This window comes from Thiocapsa marina 5811 (genome assembly GCF_000223985.1).
Taxonomy (GTDB): domain Bacteria; phylum Pseudomonadota; class Gammaproteobacteria; order Chromatiales; family Chromatiaceae; genus Thiocapsa; species Thiocapsa marina.
On sequence record NZ_AFWV01000006.1, the window covers coordinates 246,980 to 271,957 of the forward strand.

The 24,978-nt window shown below is 64.1% G+C and carries 24 protein-coding genes; 9 read left to right on the forward strand and 15 right to left on the reverse strand.

Annotation, left to right across the window (positions count from 1 at the left end; all coding sequences use genetic code 11):
- Position 1 precedes the first annotated feature (1 nt).
- The 11 genes from lpxD to rpsB form a co-directional block, all read right to left on the reverse strand.
- Complete coding sequence (lpxD, locus tag THIMADRAFT_RS10580) at positions 2-1,048, reverse strand: UDP-3-O-(3-hydroxymyristoyl)glucosamine N-acyltransferase (protein WP_040731028.1); 1,047 nt, start codon at positions 1,046-1,048, stop codon at positions 2-4.
- 39 nt (positions 1,049-1,087) lie between these two features.
- Positions 1,088-1,603, reverse strand: a complete 516-nt coding sequence (locus THIMADRAFT_RS10585) for an OmpH family outer membrane protein (RefSeq protein ID WP_007193025.1) — start codon at positions 1,601-1,603, stop codon at positions 1,088-1,090.
- 11 nt (positions 1,604-1,614) lie between these two features.
- Positions 1,615-3,930, reverse strand: a complete 2,316-nt coding sequence (bamA, locus tag THIMADRAFT_RS10590) for an outer membrane protein assembly factor BamA (RefSeq protein WP_086010396.1) — start codon at positions 3,928-3,930, stop codon at positions 1,615-1,617.
- Between the two features lie 97 nt (positions 3,931-4,027).
- Positions 4,028-5,392: an RIP metalloprotease RseP gene (gene rseP, locus THIMADRAFT_RS10595; RefSeq protein ID WP_007193027.1), complete on the reverse strand. Its 1,365-nt coding sequence runs from the start codon at positions 5,390-5,392 to the stop codon at positions 4,028-4,030.
- 192 nt (positions 5,393-5,584) lie between these two features.
- On the reverse strand, positions 5,585-6,772 hold the full coding sequence (gene ispC / locus THIMADRAFT_RS10600) for a 1-deoxy-D-xylulose-5-phosphate reductoisomerase (protein ID WP_007193028.1): 1,188 nt from the start codon (positions 6,770-6,772) through the stop codon (positions 5,585-5,587).
- Positions 6,769-7,623 (reverse strand): phosphatidate cytidylyltransferase, encoded by an 855-nt coding sequence (locus THIMADRAFT_RS10605; protein ID WP_007193029.1) that lies wholly within the window; start codon positions 7,621-7,623, stop codon positions 6,769-6,771. The genes ispC and THIMADRAFT_RS10605 overlap by 4 nt, the downstream gene beginning before the upstream one ends.
- Positions 7,610-8,380 (reverse strand): polyprenyl diphosphate synthase, encoded by a 771-nt coding sequence (gene uppS / locus THIMADRAFT_RS10610; RefSeq protein WP_083829267.1) that lies wholly within the window; start codon positions 8,378-8,380, stop codon positions 7,610-7,612. Before uppS ends, THIMADRAFT_RS10605 begins: the two co-directional genes overlap by 14 nt.
- Before the next feature lie 58 nt (positions 8,381-8,438).
- Positions 8,439-8,996: a ribosome recycling factor gene (frr, locus tag THIMADRAFT_RS10615; RefSeq protein ID WP_007193031.1), complete on the reverse strand. Its 558-nt coding sequence runs from the start codon at positions 8,994-8,996 to the stop codon at positions 8,439-8,441.
- Position 8,997: 1 nt separating this feature from the next.
- Positions 8,998-9,720: a UMP kinase gene (gene pyrH / locus THIMADRAFT_RS10620; protein WP_007193032.1), complete on the reverse strand. Its 723-nt coding sequence runs from the start codon at positions 9,718-9,720 to the stop codon at positions 8,998-9,000.
- A 214-nt stretch (positions 9,721-9,934) separates the two neighbouring features.
- A complete protein-coding gene (gene tsf, locus THIMADRAFT_RS10625; protein WP_007193033.1) occupies positions 9,935-10,822 on the reverse strand; it encodes a translation elongation factor Ts in 888 nt (295 codons plus the stop codon).
- Between the two features lie 136 nt (positions 10,823-10,958).
- Positions 10,959-11,714: a 30S ribosomal protein S2 gene (gene rpsB / locus THIMADRAFT_RS10630; protein WP_007193034.1), complete on the reverse strand. Its 756-nt coding sequence runs from the start codon at positions 11,712-11,714 to the stop codon at positions 10,959-10,961.
- A gap of 348 nt (positions 11,715-12,062) precedes the next feature.
- Here rpsB and map point away from each other — a divergent pair, with 348 nt between their 5' ends.
- The 3 genes from map to THIMADRAFT_RS10645 are packed head-to-tail and all read left to right on the forward strand — an operon-like array spanning position 12,063 to position 16,079.
- Complete coding sequence (gene map / locus THIMADRAFT_RS10635; protein WP_007193035.1) at positions 12,063-12,884, forward strand: type I methionyl aminopeptidase; 822 nt, start codon at positions 12,063-12,065, stop codon at positions 12,882-12,884.
- Positions 12,881-15,541 (forward strand): [protein-PII] uridylyltransferase, encoded by a 2,661-nt coding sequence (gene glnD, locus THIMADRAFT_RS10640; RefSeq protein ID WP_007193036.1) that lies wholly within the window; start codon positions 12,881-12,883, stop codon positions 15,539-15,541. Before map ends, glnD begins: the two co-directional genes overlap by 4 nt.
- On the forward strand, positions 15,528-16,079 hold the full coding sequence (locus THIMADRAFT_RS10645; RefSeq protein ID WP_007193037.1) for a hypothetical protein: 552 nt from the start codon (positions 15,528-15,530) through the stop codon (positions 16,077-16,079). The genes glnD and THIMADRAFT_RS10645 overlap by 14 nt, the downstream gene beginning before the upstream one ends.
- Before the next feature lie 175 nt (positions 16,080-16,254).
- Here the strand turns inward: THIMADRAFT_RS10645 and THIMADRAFT_RS10650 are convergent, their stop codons facing one another.
- Positions 16,255-16,629, reverse strand: coding sequence for a VOC family protein (locus THIMADRAFT_RS10650; protein WP_007193038.1), 375 nt, complete (start codon positions 16,627-16,629; stop codon positions 16,255-16,257).
- Between the two features lie 150 nt (positions 16,630-16,779).
- Here THIMADRAFT_RS10650 and dapC point away from each other — a divergent pair, with 150 nt between their 5' ends.
- The 5 genes from dapC (at position 16,780) to THIMADRAFT_RS10675 (ending at position 21,118) form a co-directional block, all read left to right on the forward strand.
- Positions 16,780-18,000 (forward strand): succinyldiaminopimelate transaminase, encoded by a 1,221-nt coding sequence (dapC, locus tag THIMADRAFT_RS10655; RefSeq protein ID WP_007193039.1) that lies wholly within the window; start codon positions 16,780-16,782, stop codon positions 17,998-18,000.
- A gap of 97 nt (positions 18,001-18,097) precedes the next feature.
- Positions 18,098-18,919, forward strand: a complete 822-nt coding sequence (gene dapD, locus THIMADRAFT_RS10660) for a 2,3,4,5-tetrahydropyridine-2,6-dicarboxylate N-succinyltransferase (protein WP_007193040.1) — start codon at positions 18,098-18,100, stop codon at positions 18,917-18,919.
- Between the two features lie 193 nt (positions 18,920-19,112).
- Positions 19,113-19,457, forward strand: a complete 345-nt coding sequence (locus THIMADRAFT_RS10665; protein ID WP_007193041.1) for an ArsC family reductase — start codon at positions 19,113-19,115, stop codon at positions 19,455-19,457.
- Between the two features lie 5 nt (positions 19,458-19,462).
- Positions 19,463-20,596, forward strand: coding sequence for a succinyl-diaminopimelate desuccinylase (dapE, locus tag THIMADRAFT_RS10670; RefSeq protein ID WP_040731038.1), 1,134 nt, complete (start codon positions 19,463-19,465; stop codon positions 20,594-20,596).
- Between the two features lie 321 nt (positions 20,597-20,917).
- Positions 20,918-21,118, forward strand: a complete 201-nt coding sequence (locus THIMADRAFT_RS10675) for a tautomerase family protein (protein WP_007193043.1) — start codon at positions 20,918-20,920, stop codon at positions 21,116-21,118.
- A gap of 124 nt (positions 21,119-21,242) precedes the next feature.
- On the opposite strand, the gene THIMADRAFT_RS10680 is transcribed toward THIMADRAFT_RS10675, so the two are convergent.
- Positions 21,243-21,806 (reverse strand): Uma2 family endonuclease, encoded by a 564-nt coding sequence (locus THIMADRAFT_RS10680; protein ID WP_007193044.1) that lies wholly within the window; start codon positions 21,804-21,806, stop codon positions 21,243-21,245.
- Between the two features lie 121 nt (positions 21,807-21,927).
- Positions 21,928-22,995: an S-methyl-5-thioribose-1-phosphate isomerase gene (mtnA, locus tag THIMADRAFT_RS10685; protein ID WP_007193045.1), complete on the reverse strand. Its 1,068-nt coding sequence runs from the start codon at positions 22,993-22,995 to the stop codon at positions 21,928-21,930.
- 68 nt (positions 22,996-23,063) lie between these two features.
- On the opposite strand from mtnA, the gene THIMADRAFT_RS10690 reads away from it, so the two are divergent.
- Positions 23,064-24,374, forward strand: a complete 1,311-nt coding sequence (locus THIMADRAFT_RS10690; protein WP_007193046.1) for a TRZ/ATZ family hydrolase — start codon at positions 23,064-23,066, stop codon at positions 24,372-24,374.
- 80 nt (positions 24,375-24,454) lie between these two features.
- On the opposite strand, the gene THIMADRAFT_RS10695 is transcribed toward THIMADRAFT_RS10690, so the two are convergent.
- Positions 24,455-24,895, reverse strand: a complete 441-nt coding sequence (locus tag THIMADRAFT_RS10695; RefSeq protein WP_007193047.1) for a septal ring lytic transglycosylase RlpA family protein — start codon at positions 24,893-24,895, stop codon at positions 24,455-24,457.
- Positions 24,896-24,978 lie beyond the last annotated feature (83 nt).

Sequence of the window (24,978 nt, forward strand, 5' to 3'; positions counted from 1 at the left end):
GCTAGGTAGCCTCCCGCCCAGTTGTTTCGTTCATCGTATCGATACGTATCTCAAGTTGTTTAATGCGTCGCGCCAACTCGTCCAGATGCCTGAACCGAGCGACGTTGCGTCGCCAATCCGCACTCGGCATGGCCGGGATCCCGCTGCTGTAGGAGCCGGGCGCCAGAACCGATCGGGTCACCATCGCCATCCCCGTAAAGTGAACCTCGTCGCCGATCTCCAAATGCCCCGCCATCCCGACGGCGCCGGCGATGGTGCAGTTCCGACCGATTCGGGTTGAGCCGGAGATGCCCGTATTCGCGGCCATCGCCGTATTCTCGCCGATCTCGACGTTGTGACCGATCTGGATGTGGTTGTCGAGCTTCACCCCATTGCCGATCACGGTGTCGCCGATCGCCCCCCGATCGACGGTCGTGTTCGCGCCGATCTCGACATCGTCGCCCAAGATTGCTCGCCCAACCTGCGGCATACGGACCCATCGATCGCCGTCCCGAGCGAAGCCGAACCCATCCCGCCCGACGACACTGCCGGGGTGAAGCAGTGCGCGCTTGCCGATCAGCGTTCCCGAGCAGAGCGTCACGCGCGCCACCAAACGACTCTCCTCGCCGACCCGAACCCCTTCCCCGAGGATGCAACCGGGTCCGAGGAAGGCCCGTGGACCGACGAGCACATCGGCCTCCAACACGCAGCTCGGACCGACCCATGCCGTCGGATCGATCTGTGCGGTCGGATCGACGACGGCACTCGGGTGAACACCGCCGACAACGGCAGGCTCCGGATACAGAATCCGAGCCGCTTTCGCAAACGTCAGATACGGGTTATCGCTCAGCAGGACCGGCGACCGACAAGCATCCGCGTCGGCATCCGAGAGGATCACGCAACCGGCCCGAGTATGCTCCAGATGGCGTCTGAAGCGCCCGTCGCCGAGAAACGTCAGACCGGTCGCGTCGGCGGAGCTCAGCGGAGCAATGCGACACACACGCGCCTCGGGATCGCCCCGTAACGGAACTCCCAGACGCACCGCCAAGTCGCCGAGCGCGATCTCCAAGAGGTCACCCAATAGGCCGCTGGTCTGGCGAGGACATCATCACTTTTCGACGAACTCCTGTTTGAGTCGCTCGATGACTTGGGCGGAAATATCGATACGCGGGCTGAAGTAGACCAGACCTTCGCTGATGACGAGATCGATCTTTTCTTCTTTGGCGACCTCGACGATCACCTCGCGAACCTGCAGCGCAAGCTTGGTCCGAAGCTCGTTCTGCCGCAACGCGAAGTCTTCCTGGAACTCATCCCTCGCGTACTTGAGCTTGCGGGTGCGATTTCGAATATCGTTTTGCAGGCGCTGAATCTCGCTCTCGCTCATCAAGGCACCTTCGCGTTCCAAGCGCCCTTGAAGTGCGGTGATCTGCTCCTGCTGCTCGCGCAGAATACTCTCGCGGTCCTCGACTTCGCGCTGAAGTGCGGCCCGTGCAGCCTCGTACTGCGGCGACTCCTCGACGACCGTGTTGGGATCGACCACTGCGATCCGGTAATCCGATGCGAGCACGACACCCGACAGCAGGATCAACAGGACCGTCGACGACCAAAGAACAGCTAACCTCACGCATCGGCTCCCTAGAAGGTTTGTCCGAAACCGAATTGAAAGACTTGGGTCTCGTCGCCCTCTTCTTCGTTGAGCGGTGCCGCCAGACTGATCGACAGCGCGCCGATCGGCGACAGCCAGGTTGCCGAGACACCCGCCGAATAGCGAAGATCCCCGATATCGAATCCGGTTGGCTCGATGAGATCGGAATCGTTGGTCTGCCAAACGTTGCCGAAATCGAGGAAGGCGCCTAGCCGCAAGGTCTTGCTCAGCTGAGGCCCGCCCGGGGCGGGAGCGAAGAGCTCGATGCTGCCGGCCATTCTGAAGTTGCCTCCGACCGGATCGTCGTCGTCGGTCTCCCGAGGACCCAAGGAGTTGGCCACGAAGCCACGCACGGAGCGCGGTCCGCCCGCGTAAAAGTTCTCGAAGAACGGCAGGGAGTCGGTCTGGCCGTACCCCTCGCCGTAGCCCAAATCACCGCTCAAGGAGACCACGAACCGAGAGGTCAAAGGGATGTAGAGCTGCTCCTGATAGGTCAGCTTATAGTACTGGAGATCGCTGCCGGGTACCGTCAGGTCGGCCCTCGCGATACGCAAACTGCCTTCGGTGGGGAAGATCGCGGTGTCGCGACTGTCGTTCGTATAGCTGGCGGACAGGACGAAGTCGTTGAAGACGTTGCCGTTGTCTTCGACAAACTGCTGTGCCAACTCGGAGCTATCGCCGGCGATGAAATTCGTATACTGGTAGCGCACACCGAGTCCGGCCCGGCTGGTCTCGGAAATCGGCAGACCGAAGTTCATGCCGAGCACGCCGACATCGGTCGAGTAATCCGCACCGATCAGCTCGTCGAAATCCGTTTCCCGATAGGACACGTTGAAGCCTCGACTGATACCGTCGACCGTATAGAAGGGGTTGGTGTAAGCGATCTGATAGAGCTGGGTCGCTTCGCTCGTGTTGAGACCGAACGACACGCGCTTGCCGGTACCCAGGAAGTTGTTTTGCGTCACGCTGGCATTGAACAGGATACCCTGCGACTGCGAGTACCCGATGCCGGCCGAGAGATTGCCGGCCGGTTTCTCGGTCACGGTGACGTCGACATCCACCTGATCCGCGGAGCCGGGCACCGCAGGCGTCTCGATGGTGACGTCCTCGAAGTAGCCGAGACGCTGGAGCCGCTCGCGCGATTTGCGGACCAACTCGGCCGAGAACCAAGCCGACTCCAACTGTCGCATCTCGCGGCGAAGCACCTCGTCGCGGGTTCGGGTATTGCCCTTCATGTTGACGCGGCGTACGTAGACGCGCTGCCCCGGATCGACGAAGAAGGTCACCGAGACCTCGCGTGCCTCCTCGTCGATCTCGGGGATGGTGTTGACGTTGGCAAAGGCATAGCCACGGTCGCCGAGCAGATTCGAGATCCGCTCGGCACTTTCCGTGGTCGCGCGGCGCGAGAAAAAATCACCGCGCTTGAGATGAATCAAGGGGAACAGTTCCTCGGCCGGGATCGATGGCTCGCCGGCAAGCTTGATATCGCTGATCCGGTAGGGCGCACCTTCGTCGACGACAACAGTGATATAGATCTCTTTCTTGTTTGCGCTGATCGAGACTTGCGTCGAGGTGATTTCAAACCGAATAAAACCGCGATCCAAGTAGAAGGAGCGCAGCGACTCCAAATCACCGGCGAGCTTCTGCTTGGAATACTGGTCGTTCTTCGAATAGAAGGAGGTCCAGCGGGTCGAGCCGAGCTCGAAGCGCTTGAGCAGCTCTTTCTCCGGAAATGCCTCGTTTCCGATGATGGTGATCTGTTTGATTCGTGCCGTCAGCCCCTCGGTGATCTCGATGCGGACCGCGACGCGGTTTCGCTCGAGGGGCGACACCGTCGACTGAATCAGTACACCGTATTTACCGCGCGAAAAATACTGGCGCTCGAGCTCCTGCTCGATCCGATCGAGGACGGAACGATCGAAGACCCGGCCCTCCTTGAGCCCGATGTCGGACAAGGCGGCCGTCAACGCCTCGGTGTCGATGTCGCGGTTGCCGGTAATGTCGATCGAGGCGATTGCCGGACGCTCGCGGACCCAGAGCACGAGGACATTGCCTTCGCGCTCGACGCGAACATCGTCGAAGAAGCCGGTTTGATAGAGCGAGCGAATGATGCCGCCGGTCACCCCGTCGCCGACGGTATCCCCGACCTGCACCGGAAGGTAGTTGAAGACGGTGCCGGGTGCGATCCGCTGCAGGCCCTCCACGCGGATGTCGGCGATTTGGAACACCTCGGCGGCGACCGGCGTGTTGATCGCCAGCAGGAGGGCGATCAGAGCGAGCTGCCGACGTGCGCAGCAACGGAGCATCAGAGGTATCGCGCGCAAGACAGGGTCCCCTCGATCAAGCCGAAGTCTGCGGCGCAGTCGGCGTTTCAGGGTCGCAAGTATAAGGGATTCGACGCGCCTAGCCCAATAGTCGGGAGAGGTCCAAGTAGAAGGCCAGCGACATGAGGGCGGCCAAGAGGAAAAGGCCGATCTTCTGGCCCTGCATCTGCGCCTCCTCGGAGAGTGGACTGCCTTTGACCCACTCGATAAAGAAGTACAGCAGATGCCCTCCGTCGAGGACCGGTACCGGCAGAAGGTTGAGGATTCCGAGGCTGATACTGACGACCGCGAGGAATTTCACGAAGGATTCCAATCCATAGCTCGCGGTGCGCCCGGCCGTCTCGGCGATCGTGATGGGACCGCTGAGATTCTCCACCGAGGCCTGGCCGATCAACATGCGCCCCACCACACGCAGTGTCATCACGCTCATCTCGACGGTCTTGGAGACGGCGCGATCGAGCGATTCCAGGGGGCCGTAGCGGACCTCGACGCTGTAGTCGTCCATCAGTCCGTCCGGAACCAGCACCCCGGCTCCGATCCGACCGATGGTTTCCCCCTCGACCTGCGCGGATCGCGGCGTAATGCTCAAGGCAAGGCGCTCGCCGTCGTCACGCTCGATCTCGATCGCCAAGGCCTCGTTCGCATGGTCCTGCACCACGCCGACCCAATCCTGCCAGCCTTCGATCGGGCGGCCGTCGGCGGAGAGGATGCGGTCGCCGCGCTTCAGCCCGGAATCCTCGGCGGCTTCGCCCGGGACAAGCTCGCCGATCACGGCAGGCAAGGTCGGACGTTTCGGAGAGAGACCCAGGCGACCGAGGAGGTCCGGCTCCTCTGCCAGACTGCGTACCGCATCGGAGGGGATCCAGCGCGTCAGCTCGCGGCCGGAGGCATCGCGCACCTGAACCGCCAGCTCGCGCCCGTCGAGCGATTTGCCGACGAAGGCGATCAGGGCCGTCTCCCAACTCCCGGCCTCGCGATCGCCGACACGGATCAGCTCGTCGCCGGATTGGAAGCCGGCCTCGGCCGCGATGGATTGAGGCTCAACATCGCCGACGATCGGCCTCAAGCCCGAGTCGCCGGACATGAAGATGGCCCAATAGGCGAAGATCGCGAAGAGAAAGTTGAACAGCGGGCCGGCGACGACGATCGCCGAGCGCTTCCAAAGTGCTTGGCGATTAAAGGCAAGATGCGCCTGCGCCGCCGGCACCTCCTCCTCACGCTCGTCGAGCATCTTGACATAGCCGCCGAGCGGGACGAGCGCGACGACGTACTCGGTCGCGTCGGGATCCCGCTGAATGCGCAGCAGAGGTCTGCCGAAACCGATGGAGAATCGAAGCACCTTCACGCCCACGCGTCTGGCGACCCAGAAGTGCCCGAACTCGTGCACGGCGATGAGAATCGCCAGCGCGACGACGAAGGAGCCGATCGTAAAGAGGATGTCCATCTTGAATCGCGTCCGGAGTGGCTAATGAGGAAGGAGTTGCGGGCAGCGACTCCGGCCATCAACGGCGATCGGAGTGACGCGATTTAAGTTGTTATTTTTTATTCTATTTAAACCGCATCGACAACAACGTCAGCGGGGTAACCGCGGGCAACCATTTCCCACGCCCCCGGCGTTTGTCGATCCGGACGCGGTTTAAATAGCCCGCGACCGGACCAGGTGCTCCGCATGCTCGCGCGCCCGCCGATCCACATCCAAAAGGAAGGCGAGATCCTGCCCGTCGACGTCTTCGTTCGGAAGCGACTCGAGCGTCCCCTCGACGACAGCGGCGATCCCGGGGAGATCGAGGCGTCGGTCCAAGAAGGCGGCGACCGCGATCTCGTTGGCGGCGTTGAGGATCGCGGGTGCCGTTCCGCCCGTGGAGGCTGCCCGAAAGGCCAAACCGAGGCAGGGAAACCGTGCGAGATCCGGTTCTTCGAAATCCAGATGTCCGACCTTGAAGAGATCCAGAGGGGAAACGCCTGCATCCAGGCGCGCCGGCCAACCGAGTGCATGGGCGATCGGGGTGCGCATATCGGGATTGCCGAGCTGGGCGAGCACGGAGCCGTCCTGATATTGCACCAGCGAGTGAATCACGCTCTGGGGATGGACGACGACTTGGATACGATCGGTATCGGTGCCGAAAAGCCAACAGGCCTCGATGACCTCCAGACCCTTGTTCATCATCGTCGCCGAATCGACCGAAATCTTGCGACCCATCGCCCAGGTCGGATGTGCACAGGCCTGCTCGGGGGTCACGGACGCGAGCCGATCGATCGGCCAATCGCGCAGCGGACCGCCGGAGGCGGTCAACAGGATTCGCTCGACCCCGACCGACGGCAAACCCTCGCAGAAGTTCGGCGGCAGACATTGGAAGATGGCGTTGTGCTCGCTGTCGATGGGCAGCAGCTGCGCGCCGCTCTCCTCCACGGCACGCATGAGCAAGGCACCGGCCACCACCAGGGACTCCTTGTTGGCGAGCAGCAGACGTTTGCCCGCGCGGGCGGCAGCCAGTGTGGGCGGCAGACCCGCGGCACCGACGATCGCAGCCATGACGTAGTCGGTCTCCGGCATAGTCGCGACCTGCTCGAGGCCATCGGCACCCGCGAGGATCTCCGGGCGGTCCGGCATATCCGAGAGCAGCTCGCGCAAACGCCGCGCGGCCTCCTCGTCGACCATGACCGCAATCTGCGGTCGGTGGCGGCGGCACTGCTCGGCCATGCGCGCGCTGTCGCGATTCGCCGTCAAGGCAACCGCCCGAAAGCGATCGGAGTGTCGCGCAACGACATCGAGGGTGCTCACGCCGACCGAGCCGGTCGAGCCAAGGACAGTTAGGCCGATCACGTCGCTACTCCAATCAAGGTGAGACCCAAGGCAAACACGGGTGCAGCCGCCGTCAAGCTGTCGATGCGGTCGAGCATGCCGCCGTGGCCCGGCAAGAGATGACTCGAGTCCTTCAGACCGCGGCGACGCTTGAGCAGGCTCTCGTAGAGATCTCCGACGATCGAGATCACGACGGCGACGCCGCAGACCAGCAGGATCAGCAGGGTTGCAGTCGGGCTCGCGGACAGGATCCGGGAAAACGCCAGACCGCAGACGGCGGCCCCGACGATGGCCCCGTAAACGCCGACACGTGTCTTGCCCGGACTGAGCACGGGCGCAAGCTTCGCCCGACCGTCGCCCCAGGCGCGGCCGACAAAATAGGCCATCGAATCGGCGGTCCACATCAGAAAGAGCAGGAAGAGAACGAGTGCCGGACCCGAATCAGGAAGCCCATGCAGATGGATCAGCGCCGCCCACGGACCGACCAGAACGAGAAAACCGGCGGGCAGCAAGGACCATTGGACGCCCTCGACTCTCGGGATCTCACGAATCTGCGGCAGAGCAAACGCCTGCACGACCCACCACAGGGCGCTGAGACCGAAAAACCAGGGTTGAGCCTGCGGCCAAATCCAGACAAGCGCCATCACGCCGAGGATGCTCGTCGGATAGAGGGCGCGCGCGATCGGCCGCGTCAGTCCCGCCAGCGTGCACCACTCGACAGCGGCCAGCATCAAGACACCGGCCAAGACAAGTGCGAAGGCCGGCGTCGGCAGCCACAGGACAGCGGCGATCACGAGCGGCACCAACGAGAGCGCCGTGATCGTTCGGCGCTTCAGCGCATTGGAGACAGGCAAGACGTCAACCCCGCCCATACGCACTCATCGGATCACGCGACGCCACCTGCTCGCCCGTTCGCCCGAACCGCCGCTGACGGCGGGCGTAGTCGTCGAGTGCTCGACCGTAGGCCGCCGCGTCGAAGTCGGGCCACAGGAGGTCGGTGAAGTAGAGCTCGGCATAGGCCGACTGCCAAAGCACGAAATTGCTCAATCGCTGCTCCCCGCCGGTGCGAATGAAGAGGTCGGGTTCCGGGAGATCGGGAAACGACAGGCGGCTCGTCACCGCCTGCTCGTCGATCGCATCCGGATCGAGCGACCCGCTCAGCACATCCGCCACCAAGCGCCGAGCCGCACGAGCAATGTCCCAGCGCCCGCCGTAATTGGCCGCGACCTGGAGATTCAGTGACCGGTTGCCTCCCGTGAGCTCTTCGGCCTCGGCGATGCGGCGCTGTAGCTTTTCGGGGAAGGCCTGGCGCTCGCCGATGATGCGAAGCCGAACATCGTTGTCGTTCAAACGACGCACTTCACCCCGCAAGGCGCTCATAAAGAGCTCCATGAGGATATTCACCTCGGAACGAGGTCGCTGCCAATTCTCGCTGCTGAAGGCGAACAGCGTCAGTGTGCCGACGCCGCGGCGGACGCTTTCCTCGACAACGGCCCGAACGCTCTTCACCCCCTCTCGGTGACCCGCCGTGCGGGGGCGATCGCGCTGCTTGGCCCAGCGGCCGTTGCCGTCCATGATGACGGCGACATGTCGAGGCACGGACGGATCAGGTGAATCCGAATCACGCATGCCGGCTGCGGGCGTTGCAATATCCACGTTGATCGTCGTCGGGCTCGCCCGCCCCGCCTCAAATCGACATCAAGTCCGCTTCTTTCTCCGCCAAAACCGCATCCACATCCTTGATGTATTGATCGGTCAGCTTCTGAACGAGCTCTTGACCGCGGCGCTCTTCGTCCTCGGAAATCATCTTGTCCTTCACGAGCTCCTTGAGATCATGGTTGGCATCGCGACGAATGTTGCGCACGGCAACCCGCGCCTGCTCGGCCTCGTTGCGTGCGACCTTGATGAGATCGCGCCGCCGCTCCTCGGTCAGCGCCGGCATGGGAACCCGAATGACCGTCCCCGCGGTGTTGGGATTGAGCCCGAGGTCCGACTGCATGATGGCCTTCTCGACGGCCTGCACCATGTTGCGTTCCCACGGCGTGACGGCAAGCGTTCGCGCATCTTCCGCGCTCACGTTGGCCACCTGACGAATGGGCATCTCGGAGCCGTAATAGGAGACCATCACATGGTCCAAAAGGGAGGGATGCGCCCGGCCGGTTCGAATCTTGGCCAGCTCGTGGCTCAGGGCTTCGACACTCTTGGCCATACGTTCCGCAGCGTCCTTCTTGATGTCGTCGATCATGTCAGTTCCCGCTTACGACCAACGAGCCGACGTCTTCGCCGCGAATCAGCCGCAGCAAGGCACCGGGCTCGTTGATATTCATTACACGCAGTGGCATACCATGGTCACGACAGAGCACGATGGCCGTCGTGTCCATAACCTGCAGTCCTTCACGAAGCGCACGATCATAACTGATGCGGGGGTAGAAGGTCGCCCCCGGATCGATCATCGGGTCGGCCGAGTAGATGCCGTCGACCTTGGTGGCCTTGATCAGCAGATCCGCACCGACCTCGATCGCACGCAGACTGGCCGCAGAATCGGTCGTGAAAAACGGGTTGCCGGTCCCGGCGGCGAAGACGACTACGCGACCCTTCTCGAGATGGCGCATGGCACGTCGCCGGATGTAATCCTCGCAGACCTGATTGATCTTCAGGGCCGACATGACGCGCGCCGGGACACCGATGCGCTCGAGCGCATCCTGCATCGCCAGCCCGTTCATCACGGTCGCGAGCATCCCCATCTGATCCCCGGTGACGCGGTCCATCCCCTTGGCCGCAAGACCCGCCCCGCGGAAGATGTTCCCGCCACCGATGACGAGTGCCACCTGAACACCGACGGCGGCGAGGTCACGGATCTCGCCGGCAAAGCGGTCCAGAATCTCCGGATCGATGCCGTAAGCCTCGGAGCCGACCAGTGCCTCGCCGCTGAGCTTGAGCAGGATGCGTCGATATAGGGGCGCCGTCATGGCGGGAGAACCTCGTCATGGGTTGAGTCGGAGAAGGCGGCGCGAGATTCGCGCAGCCCTCGGGGCCCATTCATCTGGATGGGGTCGTTTGGATGGCGTCGGGTCGCGTCGCACCGACCGAATCGTGCAGCCTAAACCGCGCCAGCTCCGGCGTCCGTCAAGTCCGCAGGGGCCGGCCCCATCCAAAAACTTCGCATACCGCGCCGGGTGCGGTTTAGGTCGAGCGAACCTGTGCCATGACCTCTTCGGCGAAGTTCTCGACCTTCTTCTCGATGCCCTCGCCGACCTCGACACGGGCAAAGCGGTGCACCGCTGCGCCCGCCTGCTTCAGGAGCTTCTCCACCGAGGTGTCGGGATCCTTCACGAACGGCTGACCGAGCAGGGTGACCTCTTCGAGATACTTGCGCACGCGCCCGTCGATGATCTTGTCCACGATCGCCTCGGGTTTGCCGCTGTCGAGCGCTTGCGCCTTGAAGATCTCACGCTCTTTGGCGAGCGTCTCGGGCGGAACCTCGTCGGCCCCGAGGCACAGCGGGTTGGTCGCGGCGATGTGCATCGCGATGTCGCGTCCGAGGGTCTCGTCGCCGCCGCTCATGTCGAGCACGACGCCGATACGAACACCATGGCGGTAGCTGTAGAGACGGCCTTCGACATCGTCGAAACGGACTAAGCGACGCACCTGGACATTCTCGCCGATCTTCGTGATCAGGGCCTCGCGAGCCTGGTCGACGGTGGTCGACGGGGCGTCCCGCAGAGGTGTTGCCGAGAGCGTCTCCGCATCGGCCATATCGCCGGCGAGCGCCGTCGCTGCGGTCGATTGCGCAAAGTCGAGAAAGCTGGCGTCTTTTGCTACGAAATCGGTCTCGCAGTTGATCTCGACCAAGACACCGCGCTTGCCGTCCGGCGCGATCTCGATCATGACCACGCCCTCGGCCGCCGTGCGTCCGGACTTCTTCGCAGCCTTCGCCTGACCGGCCTTGCGCATGGCCTCGATCGCCGCTTCGATATCGCCGTCGGACTCCACCAGCGCCTTCTTGCACTCCATCATGCCGGCGCCGGTGCGCTCCCGGAGCTCTTTCACCAATGCCGCTGTAATCGCCATCGTTTGGTTCCTCGGTCCCTCGCGGGACGCATTCGAGTTTGTCTGGATGCGTTCGCGCCCGAGTGCTCGGGTGCGAACGGCGAATGAGAGGGGCGCCCGGATCGAGTCCGGACGCACCCGAATCGACGCAGCCGCTCTACTCGGCTTCGGCGACGGCGCTCGGCGCCGCTTCGCTCTCGACGGGGGCGTCGATAAAGGTATCGCCGCGACCGACCATGGCGGCCGCAGTGTTGCGGCCGTCGAGGATGGCGTCCGCCGCACCGCTGATGTAGAGGCGAACCGCGCGGATGGCGTCGTCGTTGCCCGGGATCACGTAGTCGACCTTGCTCGGGTCGTTGTTCGTATCGACCACGCCGACCACCGGGATTCCGAGCTTGTTGGCTTCGGTAACCGCAATCTTCTCATGGCCGACATCGACCACGAACATCGCGTCCGGGAGGCCGTCCATGTCCTTGATACCGCCGATGCTCTGCTCGAGTTTGGCGCGCTCGCGTGCGAGACCGAGCGCTTCCTTCTTGTTGAATCGCTCGATCGTGCCTTCGGCGAACATCGTCTCGAGCTCTTTGAGCCGCTTGACCGAGTGCCGAATGGTCTTGAAGTTGGTCAGCATGCCGCCGAGCCAGCGATGGTTGACATAGGGCATCCCGCAGCGCAGTGCCTCTTCCTTGATGGCGTCTCGTGCCGCACGCTTGGTGCCGACGAAGAGGATACGGCCGCCGTTGGCCGTCAACGAGCCCATGAAGTTCACCGCCTCTTGGTAGAGCGGCAGTGTCTTCTCGAGGTTGACGATGTGGATCTTGTTGCGTTGCCCGAAGATGAAGGCCCCCATTTTGGGGTTCCAGTAGCGGGTTTGGTGTCCGAAATGGACGCCCGCTTCCAACATCTGGCGCATGGTGACTTCGCTCACGGTCTCACTTCCTATAGTCTGGGTTGGGCCTCCACGCATCCCAAGCGGCAACCTGTTTACCAGGCACCCGGCCGGTTGTGTCGATGCGTGTGCGGACATTTTCCGGCGCCCGCGGATCGGGGCCGGTCTCGGTTCGGCGATTTTCAGCCCGGATCACCCGGGATTGCGGCCGACTGCGCGCAGGATCTCGACAGGTCTTCGGCTCGTCGATAGCCGACAGCAGCCGATTTGCCGCAGCGCGCCGGGTTTTATACCATAGCGCGTTCATTACGAGCAATTACCTCAAGGTTTTCTGTGAGATCCGGACCCGATGTCGATTCAGCGACGCACGCCATGAGCGTGCCAATCAAGACCCCCGAGGCGATCGAAAAGATGCGCGTGGCGGGCCGACTGGCGGCCGACGTGCTCGACATGATCGCCCCCCATGTCGTGCCGGGCGCGACCACGGACGAGCTCGACCGCATTTGCCACGACTACATCACGCGCATCCAGCGGGCCATCCCGGCACCCTTGAACTACCGCGGCTTTCCCAGATCGATCTGCACCTCGGTCAACCATCAGGTCTGCCACGGGATCCCGGGCAACAAGCGCCTCAAGAAAGGCGACATCGTCAACATCGACATCACCGTCATCAAGGACGGGTATCACGGCGATACGAGCAAGATGTTCTTCGTGGGCGAGCCGAGCATCCTGGCTCGCCGTCTCGTCACCGTCACGCAGCAGGCCATGCGCCTCGGTATCGCGAGGGTGCGCCCCGGCGCGACCTTGGGGGACATCGGCCACGCGATTCAGCACTTCGTCGAGGGACAGGGGTGTTCCGTGGTCCGCGAATATTGCGGGCACGGGATCGGGCAAGCCTTTCACGAGGAGCCGCAGGTCCTGCACTACGGCAAGCCGGGGGAGGGCTTGGTCCTGAAGGCGGGGATGTGCTTCACCGTCGAGCCGATGGTCAACGCCGGCAAGCGCTTCATCAAACTGCTCCCGGACGGCTGGACGGTCGTGACCAAGGATCGCAGTCTGTCGGCGCAATGGGAGCACACGGTCCTCGTCACCGAGCAGGGCCATGAAATCCTGACCTTGCGCGCCGAGGAGCGTGCAAACGAACCACCGGCCGAGGAAACCGAGCTGGAACGCGCCATCGTCGCCCGCCCATGAGCACCGCTCCCTGCCCCGCGTCGGGGGCGGTCGCGGAGCCGAGCTCTGCGCCCGATCCAATGGCGCTGATCGCCGATTGGAAAAAGCGGCTCAAAGCCGGGCGCGACCGACTCTTCGCCGACTTCGACCAAGGCGTACCGGTCGGGAGCCTGGTCCTGCAACGCAGTCTCCTCATCGACGACGTCCTGCGCGAGGTCTGGGACCACCACGTCGGGGAGACCGACGACGCCGCCTTGGTCGCGGTCGGCGGATACGGTCGGCAGGAGCTCCAACCGGCCTCCGACATCGACATCCTGGTCATCGTCGACGCCGATGCCGACGCACGCCTTGCCGCTCCCCTGGAGGGGCTGGTGACCTGCTTGTGGGACATCGGCTTGGAGGTTGGACACAGCGTGCGCACGCCCGAGGAGTGTGCACGCGAGGCCGCAGACGACGTGACCGTCATGACCAATATGATGGAGGCGCGCCTGATCCGCGGCAGCAGCGCGCTGTGCCATCGGATGCGCGACGTCGTCAGCCCCGAGCGCATGTGGAACAGCGAGCAATTCTTCGCCGCCAAGACCCGGGAACAACGCACGCGTTGGCAAAAATACGGCGGCACCGCCTACAACCTCGAACCCAACATCAAGGAAAACCCGGGCGGCCTGCGCGATATTCAGATGATCGGCTGGGTCGCCAAGCGCCATTTCGACGCAGAGACGCTGCACGAGCTGGTCGGTCACGGGTTCCTGACCGAATCGGAATACGGCACGCTGATCGAGGGGCAAACACTGCTGTGGCGGATCCGTTTCGCGCTGCATCGCCTCGCCGGGCGGCGCGAGGACCGACTCCTGTTCGAGTATCAGAGAACCCTCGGCACCCAGTTCGGCTTCGAAGACGGTCCGAACAACCTTGCCGTCGAGCAGTTCATGCAGCAGTACTACCGCACGGTCCAAGAGCTCAATCGGCTCAACGAGATGCTGCTGCAGCTCTTTCGCGAGGCGATTCTCCTGCATGACGAGGTCGGTCCGCCCGTTCCGGTCAATAAGCGCTTCCAGTCTCGCAGCGGCTATCTCGAGGTCACCTCGGCGAGCGTCTTTCGGCGCTACCCGATCGCCCTGCTCGAGATCTTCCACATCCTTCAGGTCCATACGGAGCTCGAAGGCGTGCGCGCCAGCACGATCCGGCTGATCCGCGAGAATCGCCACCGCATCGACGATGACTTCCGCGCCGATCTGCGCGCGCGCAGTCTCTTCATGGAGATCCTCCGTCACCCGAGCGGCCTCACCCATGCCATTCGTCGTATGAACCGTTACGGCGTACTCGCGGCCTACATCCCGGCCTTCGCCAATATCGTCGGGCGCATGCAGTACGATCTGCTGCACGTGTACACGGTCGACGAGCACACCCTGTCGCTGCTGCGCAATCTGCGCCGCTTCACCGTGACCAAGCACGACGACGAATTCCCGCTCTGCAGCGCGATCGCTCGGCGCATCCCCAAGCTCGAGCTGCTGTATCTCGCCGGCCTCTTCCACGACATCGCGAAGGGCCGCGGCGGTGACCATTCACTGCTCGGTGCCGACGACGCCCGTGCGTTCTGTCGGCTTCACGGGTTGCCCGAATTCGACAGCCGGCTCGTCGGCTGGCTGGTTGAAAAACATCTGCTGATGTCGATGACGGCCCAGCGCAAGGACATCAGCGATCCGGAGGTGATCCAATCCTTCGCCGCCGTCGTCGGCGACACGACACGATTGGATTACCTTTACCTATTGACGGTTGCGGATGCCCGGGCAACCAACCCCGAACGCTGGAACAGTTGGAAGGATGCGCTGCTGCGCGAGCTGTATCACGGGACACGCCGCGCGCTGCTGCGTGGACTGGAGAACCCGCAAGCCCAGGACGAGCTGATCCAGCAGAAACAGACCGAGGCTCGGCGCCTGGTGGCACGCTACGGCGGCGATCCCGCCGCCTGCAATCGGCTCTGGAACAAGCTCAGTCAGGACCTGTTCCTGCACAACTCGCCCGACGAGATCGCCTGGCAGACGCGCCAGATCCTCGCCTGCGAGCCCGAGCAGCTGCCGCTCGTCGTCATTCGCCCGGTGACGGCGCGCGGAGGGACCGAGATCTTCATCTACACGACCGATCGCGCGAACCTCTTCGGACGCATCACCGCCCTCTTGGATCAGGTCGGCCTCAACATCATGGATGCACGCATCCTGACCACCGAGGGCGGCATGGCGGTCAACACCTACCAGGTGCTGGACCAGGACGGCAGTCCGATCCACGACACATTGAGGATGGAGGAGATTCGGTCCTGCTTAGTCGCGGATCTCGCCGAGGATGCCGGGGAGGAGATCCAAGTCGCACGCTCCATGCCCAGACGTCATCGGTATTTTCCGACGGAGACGCGTGTCACCTTTTCAACGGACGAGCCGAACCGCCGCACCATCATGCGGCTCGCAACCCTGGATCGCCCCGGCCTGCTCGCGGAAGTCGGCGCGGTCTTCCAGGAATGCGGCATCCGTCTTCAGAACGCCAAGATCGCAACGGTCGGCGCCGAGGTCGACGATGTCTTCTTCATCACCAACGACGATGAAACCCCCATCACCTGCGAGACCGCCCTATCCTGCTTGCGACGTGAGATCCACGACCGGTTGGAAGGCCATGGGACGCCCTGAGCATCGGCCCGCCGTCGCGCTCTGCTTACCGGCACACCGCAAGGGCATGAGACTCGGCGCCGCCGTGCTCGTCGCAATCCTGCTGATCTCGGAGGCCGTCGCAGCCGACGAGAACCTGGCCGTACCCGTCCAGTCCGTCGGCCAAACCTTCGGGGATCAACCACCGGGCGGCGCGCCGACACCTTGGCTCGACGAGGTCCGTGCCCAACGACAAGCCTGGGAGGCCAGACGCGAGGCAACGCGAAGCGCGTACGAGGCGCGTCGGCGAGCCAACAACCCGAGGGCGGCCGCACAGCAGGAGGCGTGGGAAGAGGATGTGCGCCGACGCCGTGCAGCGCGTCTCGAACGCATGGATCAAGATCTGGAGATCTTTCGCAGCCTTGGTCCGGGACAGCCCCCGCTACCCTGGCCTTGGGTCACCGGTATGCCCACCCTGCCCGAGCTCGGCAGCGGTCCGACGACATCCGCCACACCCGGCGACACGCCGATCTATGTGCCGCCAGGCTGGGACAACCACTGGTATTTCAGGGGATTCTAAGGTCGCTCGAGGGTCGGGAGTGTGGTTTGCTCATAAACTCGGCCACGTCGCTGATCGTAGCCGCAGGGTGGACAAGCGCAGCGCAGTCCAACAGCGCCGACGCGGGGTGCGGTGGACTTCGCTCTCGCTCGTCCACCCTACGGCCGGGAATATGTACACCGCCGGTCTCAGGGCCTCAGCCGGTCTCGATCAGCTCGAGCGCATTCCCGTCCGGATCACGACAGAACAGCGCGCGCCGCCCCGAGCGACTGACGGTATACGGGAGTCCGGCGGCCTCGAGCCGGGCCGTCACCTCGTCCAGACCACTCACCCGCATCGCGAGATGTCGGTCCCGGCCGCCGTGCTCGGGACGGCCCGCAACCGGATCCGGGTTCGGCAGCTCGAGCAAGTGGATCTGCTGATCGTCCACCCAAAGCCAGGCCCCCGGAAACGACAGGTCCGGGCGCTCCGGGTCGCGCTCGAGACCCAGAACGCCGTGATAGAAATCGAGCGCCCGCGCGGTATCGGCAACGATCAGACTGACATGATGGATGGAACGGACCAGCGGCATCGGATTCCCCTCGGCATGGAGCCGGCTTGGACGTTCGCCTATACTAAACCGCGTCCTGAGTGAAATGTGACGTTTCGAGATGGACTCGACCTCGGTGCAGACAGCGGCCGCCGGAAGACGCAGTTTAGACAACCAACTCAGGATGACCCGATGAACCCGGATATCGGGCGCTTGCAGCCCTACCCTTTCGAACGACTCGCCGCACTGAAGCACGGACTCGTTCCGCCGGCCGATCGCGACCACATCGCGCTCTCCATCGGCGAGCCGAAACACCCGACCCCGGGGCTCGTCACGGATGCCTTGATCGCACACCTGCATCAGCTCGCCGTCTATCCGACGACGCGCGGCATTCCGGCCCTGCGCGAGACCATTGCGGCCTGGCTCTCGAACCGATTCAAGCTCGGGTCGGACGGCTCGATGGGGGTAGGCACACTCGGCATCGACCCGGACACACAGATCTTGCCGGTGAACGGCACGCGCGAGGCACTCTTCGCCTTCGCGCAAGCCGTGATCGATCGCTCGCGGGACGCGCTCGTCTTGATGCCCAACCCCTTCTATCAGATCTACGAGGGCGCCGCCTTTCTGGCCGGCGCACAGCCGCGATATCTCGCGTGCGAGGCGGCGAACGGCTTTGTCCCGGATTTCGAGGCGGTGGACGAGGCGACCTGGCGGTCTTGCCGCCTGCTCTACATCTGCTCGCCGGGCAACCCGACCGGCGCCCTGCTCGATCGGGCAACCTATGCGCGTCTCATCGAGCTTGCGCAACGTCACGACTTCGTCATCGCCTCGGATGAGTGCTACTCGGAGCTCTATCTGGATGAATCCGACCCGCCGCTCGGGCTGCTCCAGGTCTCGGCCGCCATCGGCAACACCGCATTCAGTCGCTGCATAGTCTTCCATAGCCTCTCGAAGCGCTCCAACGCGCCGGGCCTGCGCTCGGGGTTCGTTGCAGGCGACGCCGAGCTGATCCGCGACTTCTTCGCCTACCGGACCTATCACGGCTGCGCCATGTCCCTGCCGCATCAGCATGCCAGCATCGCGGCCTGGAGCGACGAGACCCATGTACGGGAGAATCGACGGCTGTATCGCGAGAAGTTCGACGCCGTCCTCGCGATCCTCGGAGACGCGCTTGCGGTCGCGGCGCCGAAGGCCGGTTTCTACCTGTGGCCGGAGACGCCGATCCCGGACACCGACTTCGCCGCGCGCCTCTTCGCCGAGGAGAACCTGACGGTCCTGCCGGGTCGTTTCCTCTCGCGCGTGGTCGAGGGGGCCGATCCAGGTCGAAACCGCATCCGACTCGCGCTGGTCCCGCCGCTGGACGAGTGCGTGGATGCCGCACGTCGGATTCGACGATGCCTCGAGCAGATCTGACGGCATTGTCATCATTTGAGCCTTTCGCGCCTTTGCGCTCCAAACGCCCGAGACCTGCGTTTTCCGAGGTCTTCAACACGACAGCAGAGAACACCCCATGAGCGACCAGCAATCCATCATTGAAGAGGCCTTCGAGCGACGTGCCGAGATCACCCCGCGCACGGTCGAGACCCGCGTGCGCGATGCCGTGCAGGACACGATCGAGCGACTCGACCGCGGCGAGCTGCGGGTCGCCGAGAAGCGCGACGGCGATTGGGTCGTCCACGAATGGCTCAAGAAAGCGGTCCTTCTGTCGTTCCGGATCGAGGACAACGCCTTCATCAAGGGCGGTTTCACCAACTATTACGACAAGGTTCAGTCCAAGTTTGCCGACACCAACTCGCGCGAGTTCCGCGACGGCGGGGTTCGGGTCGTGCCGCCGGCGACCGCGCGCAAGGGCGCCTACATCGCGCCGAGCTGCGTGCTCATGCCCTCCTACGTCAACATCGGCGCCTATGTCGACTCGGGCACCATGGTCGACACCTGGGCGACCGTCGGCTCCTGTGCGCAGATCGGCAAGAACGTCCATCTCTCCGGCGGTGTCGGGATCGGCGGCGTGCTCGAGCCGGTGCAGGCGGCACCCACCATCATCGAAGACAACTGCTTTATCGGCGCCCGCTCCGAGGTCGTCGAAGGCGTGATCGTCGGCGAAGGTGCAGTGCTGTCGATGGGCGTCTACATCGGTCAGAGCACCAAGATCTTCAACCGAGAGACCGGCGAGATCCTTTACGGCCGCGTCCCGCCCGGCGCCGTCGTGGTCCCCGGCAGTCTCCCGGCCAAGGACGGGAGCCACAGCCTTTATTGCGCCGTCATCATCAAGCAGGTCGACGAGAAGACCCGCGGAAAGGTCGGCATCAACGAGCTGCTTCGGGATATCTAAACCGCGTCCAGAGCGACATGTGTCGTTTTCAGTGTTCGTTTAGCTTCGGAGATATCCTTGATCCCAGTGAGACGCGGTTTAGAATTTAAGATGTTTAATCCTTTAAACCGCGCCTGCTCCGACAGTCGTCGGAGCCGGCGCGGCCAAGCCATCCTGCAAATGACTCATACCGCACCGGGCGCGGTTTAAAGACGTGGTCGAGGTCTACGGCATTCCCAACTGCGACACCATGAAGAAGGCCCGCGCCTGGCTGGCCGCGCACGGTGTCGACTATCGGTTCCACGATTACAAACGCGAGGGGATCGACGAGACCCGCTTGCGCGCCTGGGTCGAGGAGCTGGGCTGGGAGACGCTGGTGAACCGTCGGGGCACGACCTGGCGCAAGCTGCCCGAGGACGTGCGCGAGGGCATGGACGCGGAAGCCGCGATCCGGGTCATGCTCGAGACCCCGTCGATCATTCGTCGACCGATGCTCGACACGGGCGAGGTCCGGCTCGCGGGTTTTTCCCAAACCGATTATGAGAGGCTCTTCGGCTGATGTCGATGTCCCCGACCTTGGAGCTTGCGTGCGAGCTGATCCGCCGCCCTTCCGTCACACCCGACGACGCGGGCTGCCAGGCCCTTATGGCCGAGCGGTTGGCCGCGATCGGTTTTCGCATCGAAGACATGCGCTTCGGGGAGGTCGCGAACCTTTGGGCCAGACGCGGCGATGACGGTCCGCTCTTCTGCTTCGCCGGCCACACGGACGTGGTTCCGACCGGCCCGGTCGAGCAGTGGGACTCGGCCCCCTTCGAGCCAACCATCCGCGACGGCCGTCTCTTCGGGCGCGGCGCCTGCGACATGAAGGGCTCGCTCGCGGCCATGATCACCGCGGTGGAGGCCTTCGTCGGCGATCATCCGGATCATCGCGGATCCATCGCCTTCCTGATCACGAGCGACGAGGAAGGGCCGTCCATCGACGGGACCCGCCGCGTCGTGGAGCGTTTGGAGCAGCGCGGCGAGAAGATCGATTACGCCTTGGTCGGCGAGCCCTCGGCGCGCGAGCGGCTCGGCGACACCATCAAAAACGGTCGACGCGGGAGTCTGAACGGCGTCCTGCGGGTGCAGGGCAAACAGGGTCACGTCGCCTATCCGCACCTGGCGAAGAACCCCTTCCACGCCTGCGTCGATGCACTCGCGGCACTCTGCGCCGAGGTCTGGGATCAGGGCAACGACCACTTCCCGCCCACCAGCTTCCAGATCGCCAACCTGAACATGGGCACGGGCGCTGAGAACGTGATCCCGGGCCGACTCGAGGCCCAGTTCAACCTGCGCTTCTCCACCGAGCTGGACCCGGAAACCATCCAGGCACGCGTGCGGGCCATCTTGGACGCCGGGGATTTCGAATACGCGCTCGACTGGCGGCTCTCGGGCAGCCCCTTTCTGACACCGGCCGGCGAGCTGGTGGCCGCGAGCCGCGAGTCGATTGCGGCGGTCACCGGCATCCAGACCCAGCTCTCCACGAGCGGCGGCACTTCGGACGGGCGGTTCATCGGACCGACCGGCGCGCAGGTCGTCGAGCTGGGTCCGGTCAACGCCACCATCCATCAGGTCAACGAGTGCGTCGGGGTCGTCGAGCTCGACGAGCTCTCCGGGATCTACCGCGGAATCCTCGAGCGCTTACTGGCGCCGGCCTGAACCGCGTCCGGGGCGACATGGAGTCTTTCGTGGGCGGCTTCGCAGAGGTCGGCAATCCAGCGTTGTTCATGCGACCGGCAGGTAGGGTGCGACCGGCAGGTAGGGTGGACAAGCGCAGCGCAGTCCACCGGCGCCGGCGCTGGGCCAGGTGGACTTCGCTCTCGCTCGTCCACCCTACAGAGCTCGTACCCTACGGCGCTCGTCCACTCATTGCCGGGATCGGCGACGTGGCGGATTTATGTGCAGACTCGGCAATCCCCGGTTGACGTCGTTTTCTTTTTCGATTTTTCTTCATCCACATCGGATCGACCGGAGAGCGACATGCCCTACGTCAACATCAAGATCACCCGCGAGGGTGCGACCGCCGAGCAGAAGGAGGCACTCATCCAAGGCGTCACACAGCTGCTGGTCGACGTGCTCGGGAAGAATCCGCAGACGACGATGGTCGTCATCGACGAGGTGGAGACCGACAACTGGGGCATCGGCGGGGAGAGCGTCACACTGCGCCGCCGCCGAGAGTAAGTCACGCCCGGTGCGGTTTAAAGTCTTAAAAAAGCTTAAATTCTAAACCGCGTCTCACGGGGATCAAGGATATCTCCGAAGCCAAACGCACACTTAAAACGACGCATATCGCTCTGGACGCGGTTTAGGCTTCATCGCCCAGGATGTAACCCAGGTCGATCTCGATGGCATCGAACGGCGGGATGCGCATCTTTCGCTCGTCGGGGCCGGGCGCGGCGACGCTGGCGACGACCCGGTAGCTGCCCCCGTCGAGCTGCCAGGCGACCAGTGAGCGTTCCTCGGGCCATATCAGCCAGTAATAGGACACCTGTTGGCGCTGAAGCAGCAGAAACAGGGTCAGCGTGTCCTTACGCTCATGACCGGGCGAGACGATCTCGCACACCCAGTCCGGGACGATCTCGACCACCCCGCTGGGGCGCTCCGGCAGCCGTTCCTTGCGCCAGCCCGCGAGATCGTGGGTCGGGCACTGGTGGTCGGCGTAGTGGACGCTGACCTCGCTGGCGATCCACCAGCCGCCAGGGCCAGCGGTGCGTCGTAACGCGTCGAGCTCGGCGACCGTATTGCTTTGCACGAAGCCGTGCTCGATCCGCGCCATCGGGCGCTGGACAATCTCGCCATCGATCAGCTCGACACGCTCATCGGAAGCATTGAACAGATCGGCCAGGGTCTTGAGTTTAAATGCTTCCATCGCTGTCGCTCCGCTGGGTTTAACATCGACGTTGAACCTGAACAGCGCCCGGTGCGGTCTGCGTCATTCGGAGGCGTCGCTTGGCCGCGCCGGCTCCGACAACGGTCGGAGCCGGCGCGGTTTAGAGCCCCCAACCACCCATCAAGGCACGGATCTTCTCCTTCGTCGGCCGAAGCACCACGCCCCGCTCGGTGACGATGGCATCGACCAGCTCCGCCGGCGTGACGTCGAACACCGGATTGCGGGCGACACACCCGGCGGGTGCGAGACGCCGCTCGCCGCAGCTCAGCAGCTCGTCAGGATCACGTTCCTCGATCGGAATCTCGCGACCGCTCGCGACCTCCAGATCGATGGTCGACGTGGGTGCCGCGACCATGAATTTGATGCCGTGGTGTTTCGCGAGGATCGCAAGGCCGTAAGTCCCGATCTTGTTGGCGACATCCCCGTTCGCGGCGATCCGATCCGAGCCGACGATCACCCAGCCGACCGAGCGGCCGGCCATCAGGCTCGCCGCCGCGCCGTCGGCCTGCAGGGTCACCGGAATGCCGTCGTGCATCAGCTCCCAGGCGGTAAGACGCGCCCCCTGCATCCAGGGCCGCGTCTCGTCGGCGAAGACGCGCCCGACCTTGCCCGCCGCGTAGGCGCTGCGGATGACGCCGAGCGCCGTGCCGTAACCGCCGGTGGCGATCGCCCCGGCGTTGCAATGGGTGATGATGTCGGTCCGCGCCTCGATCAGCGCCGCTCCCAAGTCGCCGATTACCCGGTTGGCCGCACGATCCTCGGCGTGAATGGCCAGCGCCTCGTCCACCAAGGCAGGGAAGGGGTCGCGTTCATCCAGACGCGCGATCAAGCGGCGCATCCGGTCGATCGCCCAGAAGAGGTTGACCGCGGTCGGGCGGGAGGCGGCGAGACGCGCGAGATCGGATTCGATCGCCGCCTTCCAGCCGCCCCCTGCGGCCGCGTAGGCGTCCCGCCCCGCAAGAGCCACCCCATAGGCCGCAGCCACGCCGATAGCCGGCGCGCCGCGCACCACCATCGCCCGAATCGAATCGGCGACCGCACCCGCATCGGTCAGTCGCAGAAACTCCGCACGATCGGGCAGCAGTCGCTGATCCGCGAGATAGAGGACACCCTCGTGCCAGAGTGCGGCATCGTCCGGGGTCGGCACGGTCGGGATCGTTGTTTCCATCGGGGGCTCCTTGTGGCATGTTCTCGCCATTGTCACCCATCCCCTGCCCCGACTGAAAGGACCGACCGATGCAAGCCGAGCTTCTGATCCATGCCCAGTGGGTATTACCCGTCGATCCACTGGATCGTCAGCTCACCGATCATGCGGTCGCGGTCGCGGACGGGCGTATCCTCGCCGTGCTGACGTCCGAAGAGGCGCGGCGCAGCGTCGAGGCCCAACGGGTGATCGAGCTGCCGGGCCATCTGCTGATGCCGGGCCTGGTCAATGCCCACACCCACGCGGCCATGGTGCTGATGCGGGGGCTGGCCGACGACCTCCCGCTCATGACGTGGCTGCACGAGCACATTTGGCCCGCCGAGCAGCGTTGGGTCGATCCGGCGTTCGTTGCCGACGGAACCCGGCTGGCCGTCCTCGAGATGCTGCGCGGCGGCATCACCTGCTACAACGACATGTATTTCCATCCCGAGGTCACGGCACAGGTCACTGCGGAGGCCGGGATGCGCGCCGTCATCGGGATGATCGTCGTGGATTTCCCCACCGGATATGCCGCGAGTGCCGACGAATACATCGCCAAGGGCCTCGCCCTGCACGAGCACTATCGGAACCATCCGTTGATCCGGGTTGCCTTCGCCCCGCATTCGCCCTACGCGGTATCGGATGCGCCGCTGCAACGCGTGCGTGCGCTTGCGGACGAGCTCGAGGTCCCGATCCATATCCATCTCCACGAGACGCGCGACGAGGTCCTCCAGTCGCTGCGCGACCATGGCGAGCGCCCCATCTCGCGGCTGAACCGGCTCGGATTGGTCGGCCCGGGACTGGTGTGCGTACACATGACCCAGCTCGAGGAGGACGAGATCGCACTTTTGGCGGACTCGGGCGCTCATGTGGTGCATTGCCCGGAGTCGAATCTGAAACTTGCGAGCGGGTTCTGCCCCGTCGCAAAGCTCTTGGATGCGGGGATCAACGTCGCGATCGGCACCGACGGCGCGGCGAGCAACAACGACCTGAACATGCTCGGGGAGATGCGCACGGCCGCCTTGCTGGGCAAGGGCGTGGCAGGCTCGGCCTCCGCCCTGCCGGCCGCAACCGCGTTGCGGATGGCGACCATCAACGGTGCCAGAGCCCTTGGACTGGAGGATGAGATCGGCTCGCTCGAGCCGGGCAAATCAGCAGACCTGGTCGCGCTGGATCTGCGCGACTCCCACACCCAGCCCCTCTATCACCCGGTCTCGCAACTAGTCTACGCGGCCAGTCAGCAACAGGTGCGTCAGGTCTGGGTGCGGGGTCGCCACTTGCTCCGCGACGGGCTGCCGACCGGGTTGGACAACGGTCGGATCATCGCCGCCGCGAGGACGTGGGGTGAGCGTCTCGGGCGCTAGACCGCGGCCGGTACGAGATGGAACCCGGTTCGAACCGGCAACGCCCCCGAACGACCACGAGGCGCCGCGGCAGATGCGGCTCAGAAGAGATCCATGAGGACCCGCTCGGCATCGGTCCGCGCGATGCTCTTCCCGGTCGCCCACGAGGGATTGCCCGAGTCGACGACCTCGAGACGCACCGGGGCAACGCCCCGGCCCAGCATTCCGATCTCTCGGGCAGCCGCCTTCGAAAGGTCGATGGTACGGCCTCTCACGAAGGGGCCGCGATCGTTGATGACGACCTCGACGGATCGGCCGTTTGCCTTATTCGTCACACTCACCCGCGTTCCGAACTCAAGTGTCCGATGTGCCGCGGTCAAGGCGTCCTTGTCGAATCGGACGCCGCTGGCGGTCCGCCGCCCGTCGAAACGATCTCCGTAGTACGAGGCCGTACCGTCCGTGACATTGGCTTGAAGGGTTGTCGTAGGAAGCAACGCCAACATTGCGAGCGCCGGGATCAACCAGATGTTCTGTCGAATCAAAACAGAGTTCTCCGTTCGTAACGTTTGGTGTTTGTGTCGAGACTCGCATACCTTCGGAATCGCGACCAAGCCGGAGTCTAACG

Bases quoted from the DNA above. Each gene is read 5' to 3' on its own strand.
- bamA (WP_086010396.1), bottom strand. From the start codon at position 3,930: ATGCTCCGTTGCTGCGCACGTCGGCAGCTCGCTCTGATCGCCCTCCTG.
- rseP (WP_007193027.1), bottom strand. From the start codon at position 5,392: ATGGACATCCTCTTTACGATCGGCTCCTTCGTCGTCGCGCTGGCGATT.
- THIMADRAFT_RS10605 (WP_007193029.1), bottom strand. From the start codon at position 7,623: ATGGGCGGGGTTGACGTCTTGCCTGTCTCCAATGCGCTGAAGCGCCGA.
- uppS (WP_083829267.1), bottom strand. From the start codon at position 8,380: ATGCGTGATTCGGATTCACCTGATCCGTCCGTGCCTCGACATGTCGCC.
- frr (WP_007193031.1), bottom strand. From the start codon at position 8,996: ATGATCGACGACATCAAGAAGGACGCTGCGGAACGTATGGCCAAGAGT.
- pyrH (WP_007193032.1), bottom strand. From the start codon at position 9,720: ATGACGGCGCCCCTATATCGACGCATCCTGCTCAAGCTCAGCGGCGAG.
- tsf (WP_007193033.1), bottom strand. From the start codon at position 10,822: ATGGCGATTACAGCGGCATTGGTGAAAGAGCTCCGGGAGCGCACCGGC.
- rpsB (WP_007193034.1), bottom strand. From the start codon at position 11,714: ATGCGCCAGATGTTGGAAGCGGGCGTCCATTTCGGACACCAAACCCGC.
- map (WP_007193035.1), top strand. From the start codon at position 12,063: ATGAGCGTGCCAATCAAGACCCCCGAGGCGATCGAAAAGATGCGCGTG.
- glnD (WP_007193036.1), top strand. From the start codon at position 12,881: ATGAGCACCGCTCCCTGCCCCGCGTCGGGGGCGGTCGCGGAGCCGAGC.
- THIMADRAFT_RS10645 (WP_007193037.1), top strand. From the start codon at position 15,528: ATGGGACGCCCTGAGCATCGGCCCGCCGTCGCGCTCTGCTTACCGGCA.
- THIMADRAFT_RS10650 (WP_007193038.1), bottom strand. From the start codon at position 16,629: ATGCCGCTGGTCCGTTCCATCCATCATGTCAGTCTGATCGTTGCCGAT.
- dapC (WP_007193039.1), top strand. From the start codon at position 16,780: ATGAACCCGGATATCGGGCGCTTGCAGCCCTACCCTTTCGAACGACTC.
- dapD (WP_007193040.1), top strand. From the start codon at position 18,098: ATGAGCGACCAGCAATCCATCATTGAAGAGGCCTTCGAGCGACGTGCC.
- dapE (WP_040731038.1), top strand. From the start codon at position 19,463: ATGTCCCCGACCTTGGAGCTTGCGTGCGAGCTGATCCGCCGCCCTTCC.
- THIMADRAFT_RS10675 (WP_007193043.1), top strand. From the start codon at position 20,918: ATGCCCTACGTCAACATCAAGATCACCCGCGAGGGTGCGACCGCCGAG.
- THIMADRAFT_RS10680 (WP_007193044.1), bottom strand. From the start codon at position 21,806: ATGGAAGCATTTAAACTCAAGACCCTGGCCGATCTGTTCAATGCTTCC.
- mtnA (WP_007193045.1), bottom strand. From the start codon at position 22,995: ATGGAAACAACGATCCCGACCGTGCCGACCCCGGACGATGCCGCACTC.
- THIMADRAFT_RS10690 (WP_007193046.1), top strand. From the start codon at position 23,064: ATGCAAGCCGAGCTTCTGATCCATGCCCAGTGGGTATTACCCGTCGAT.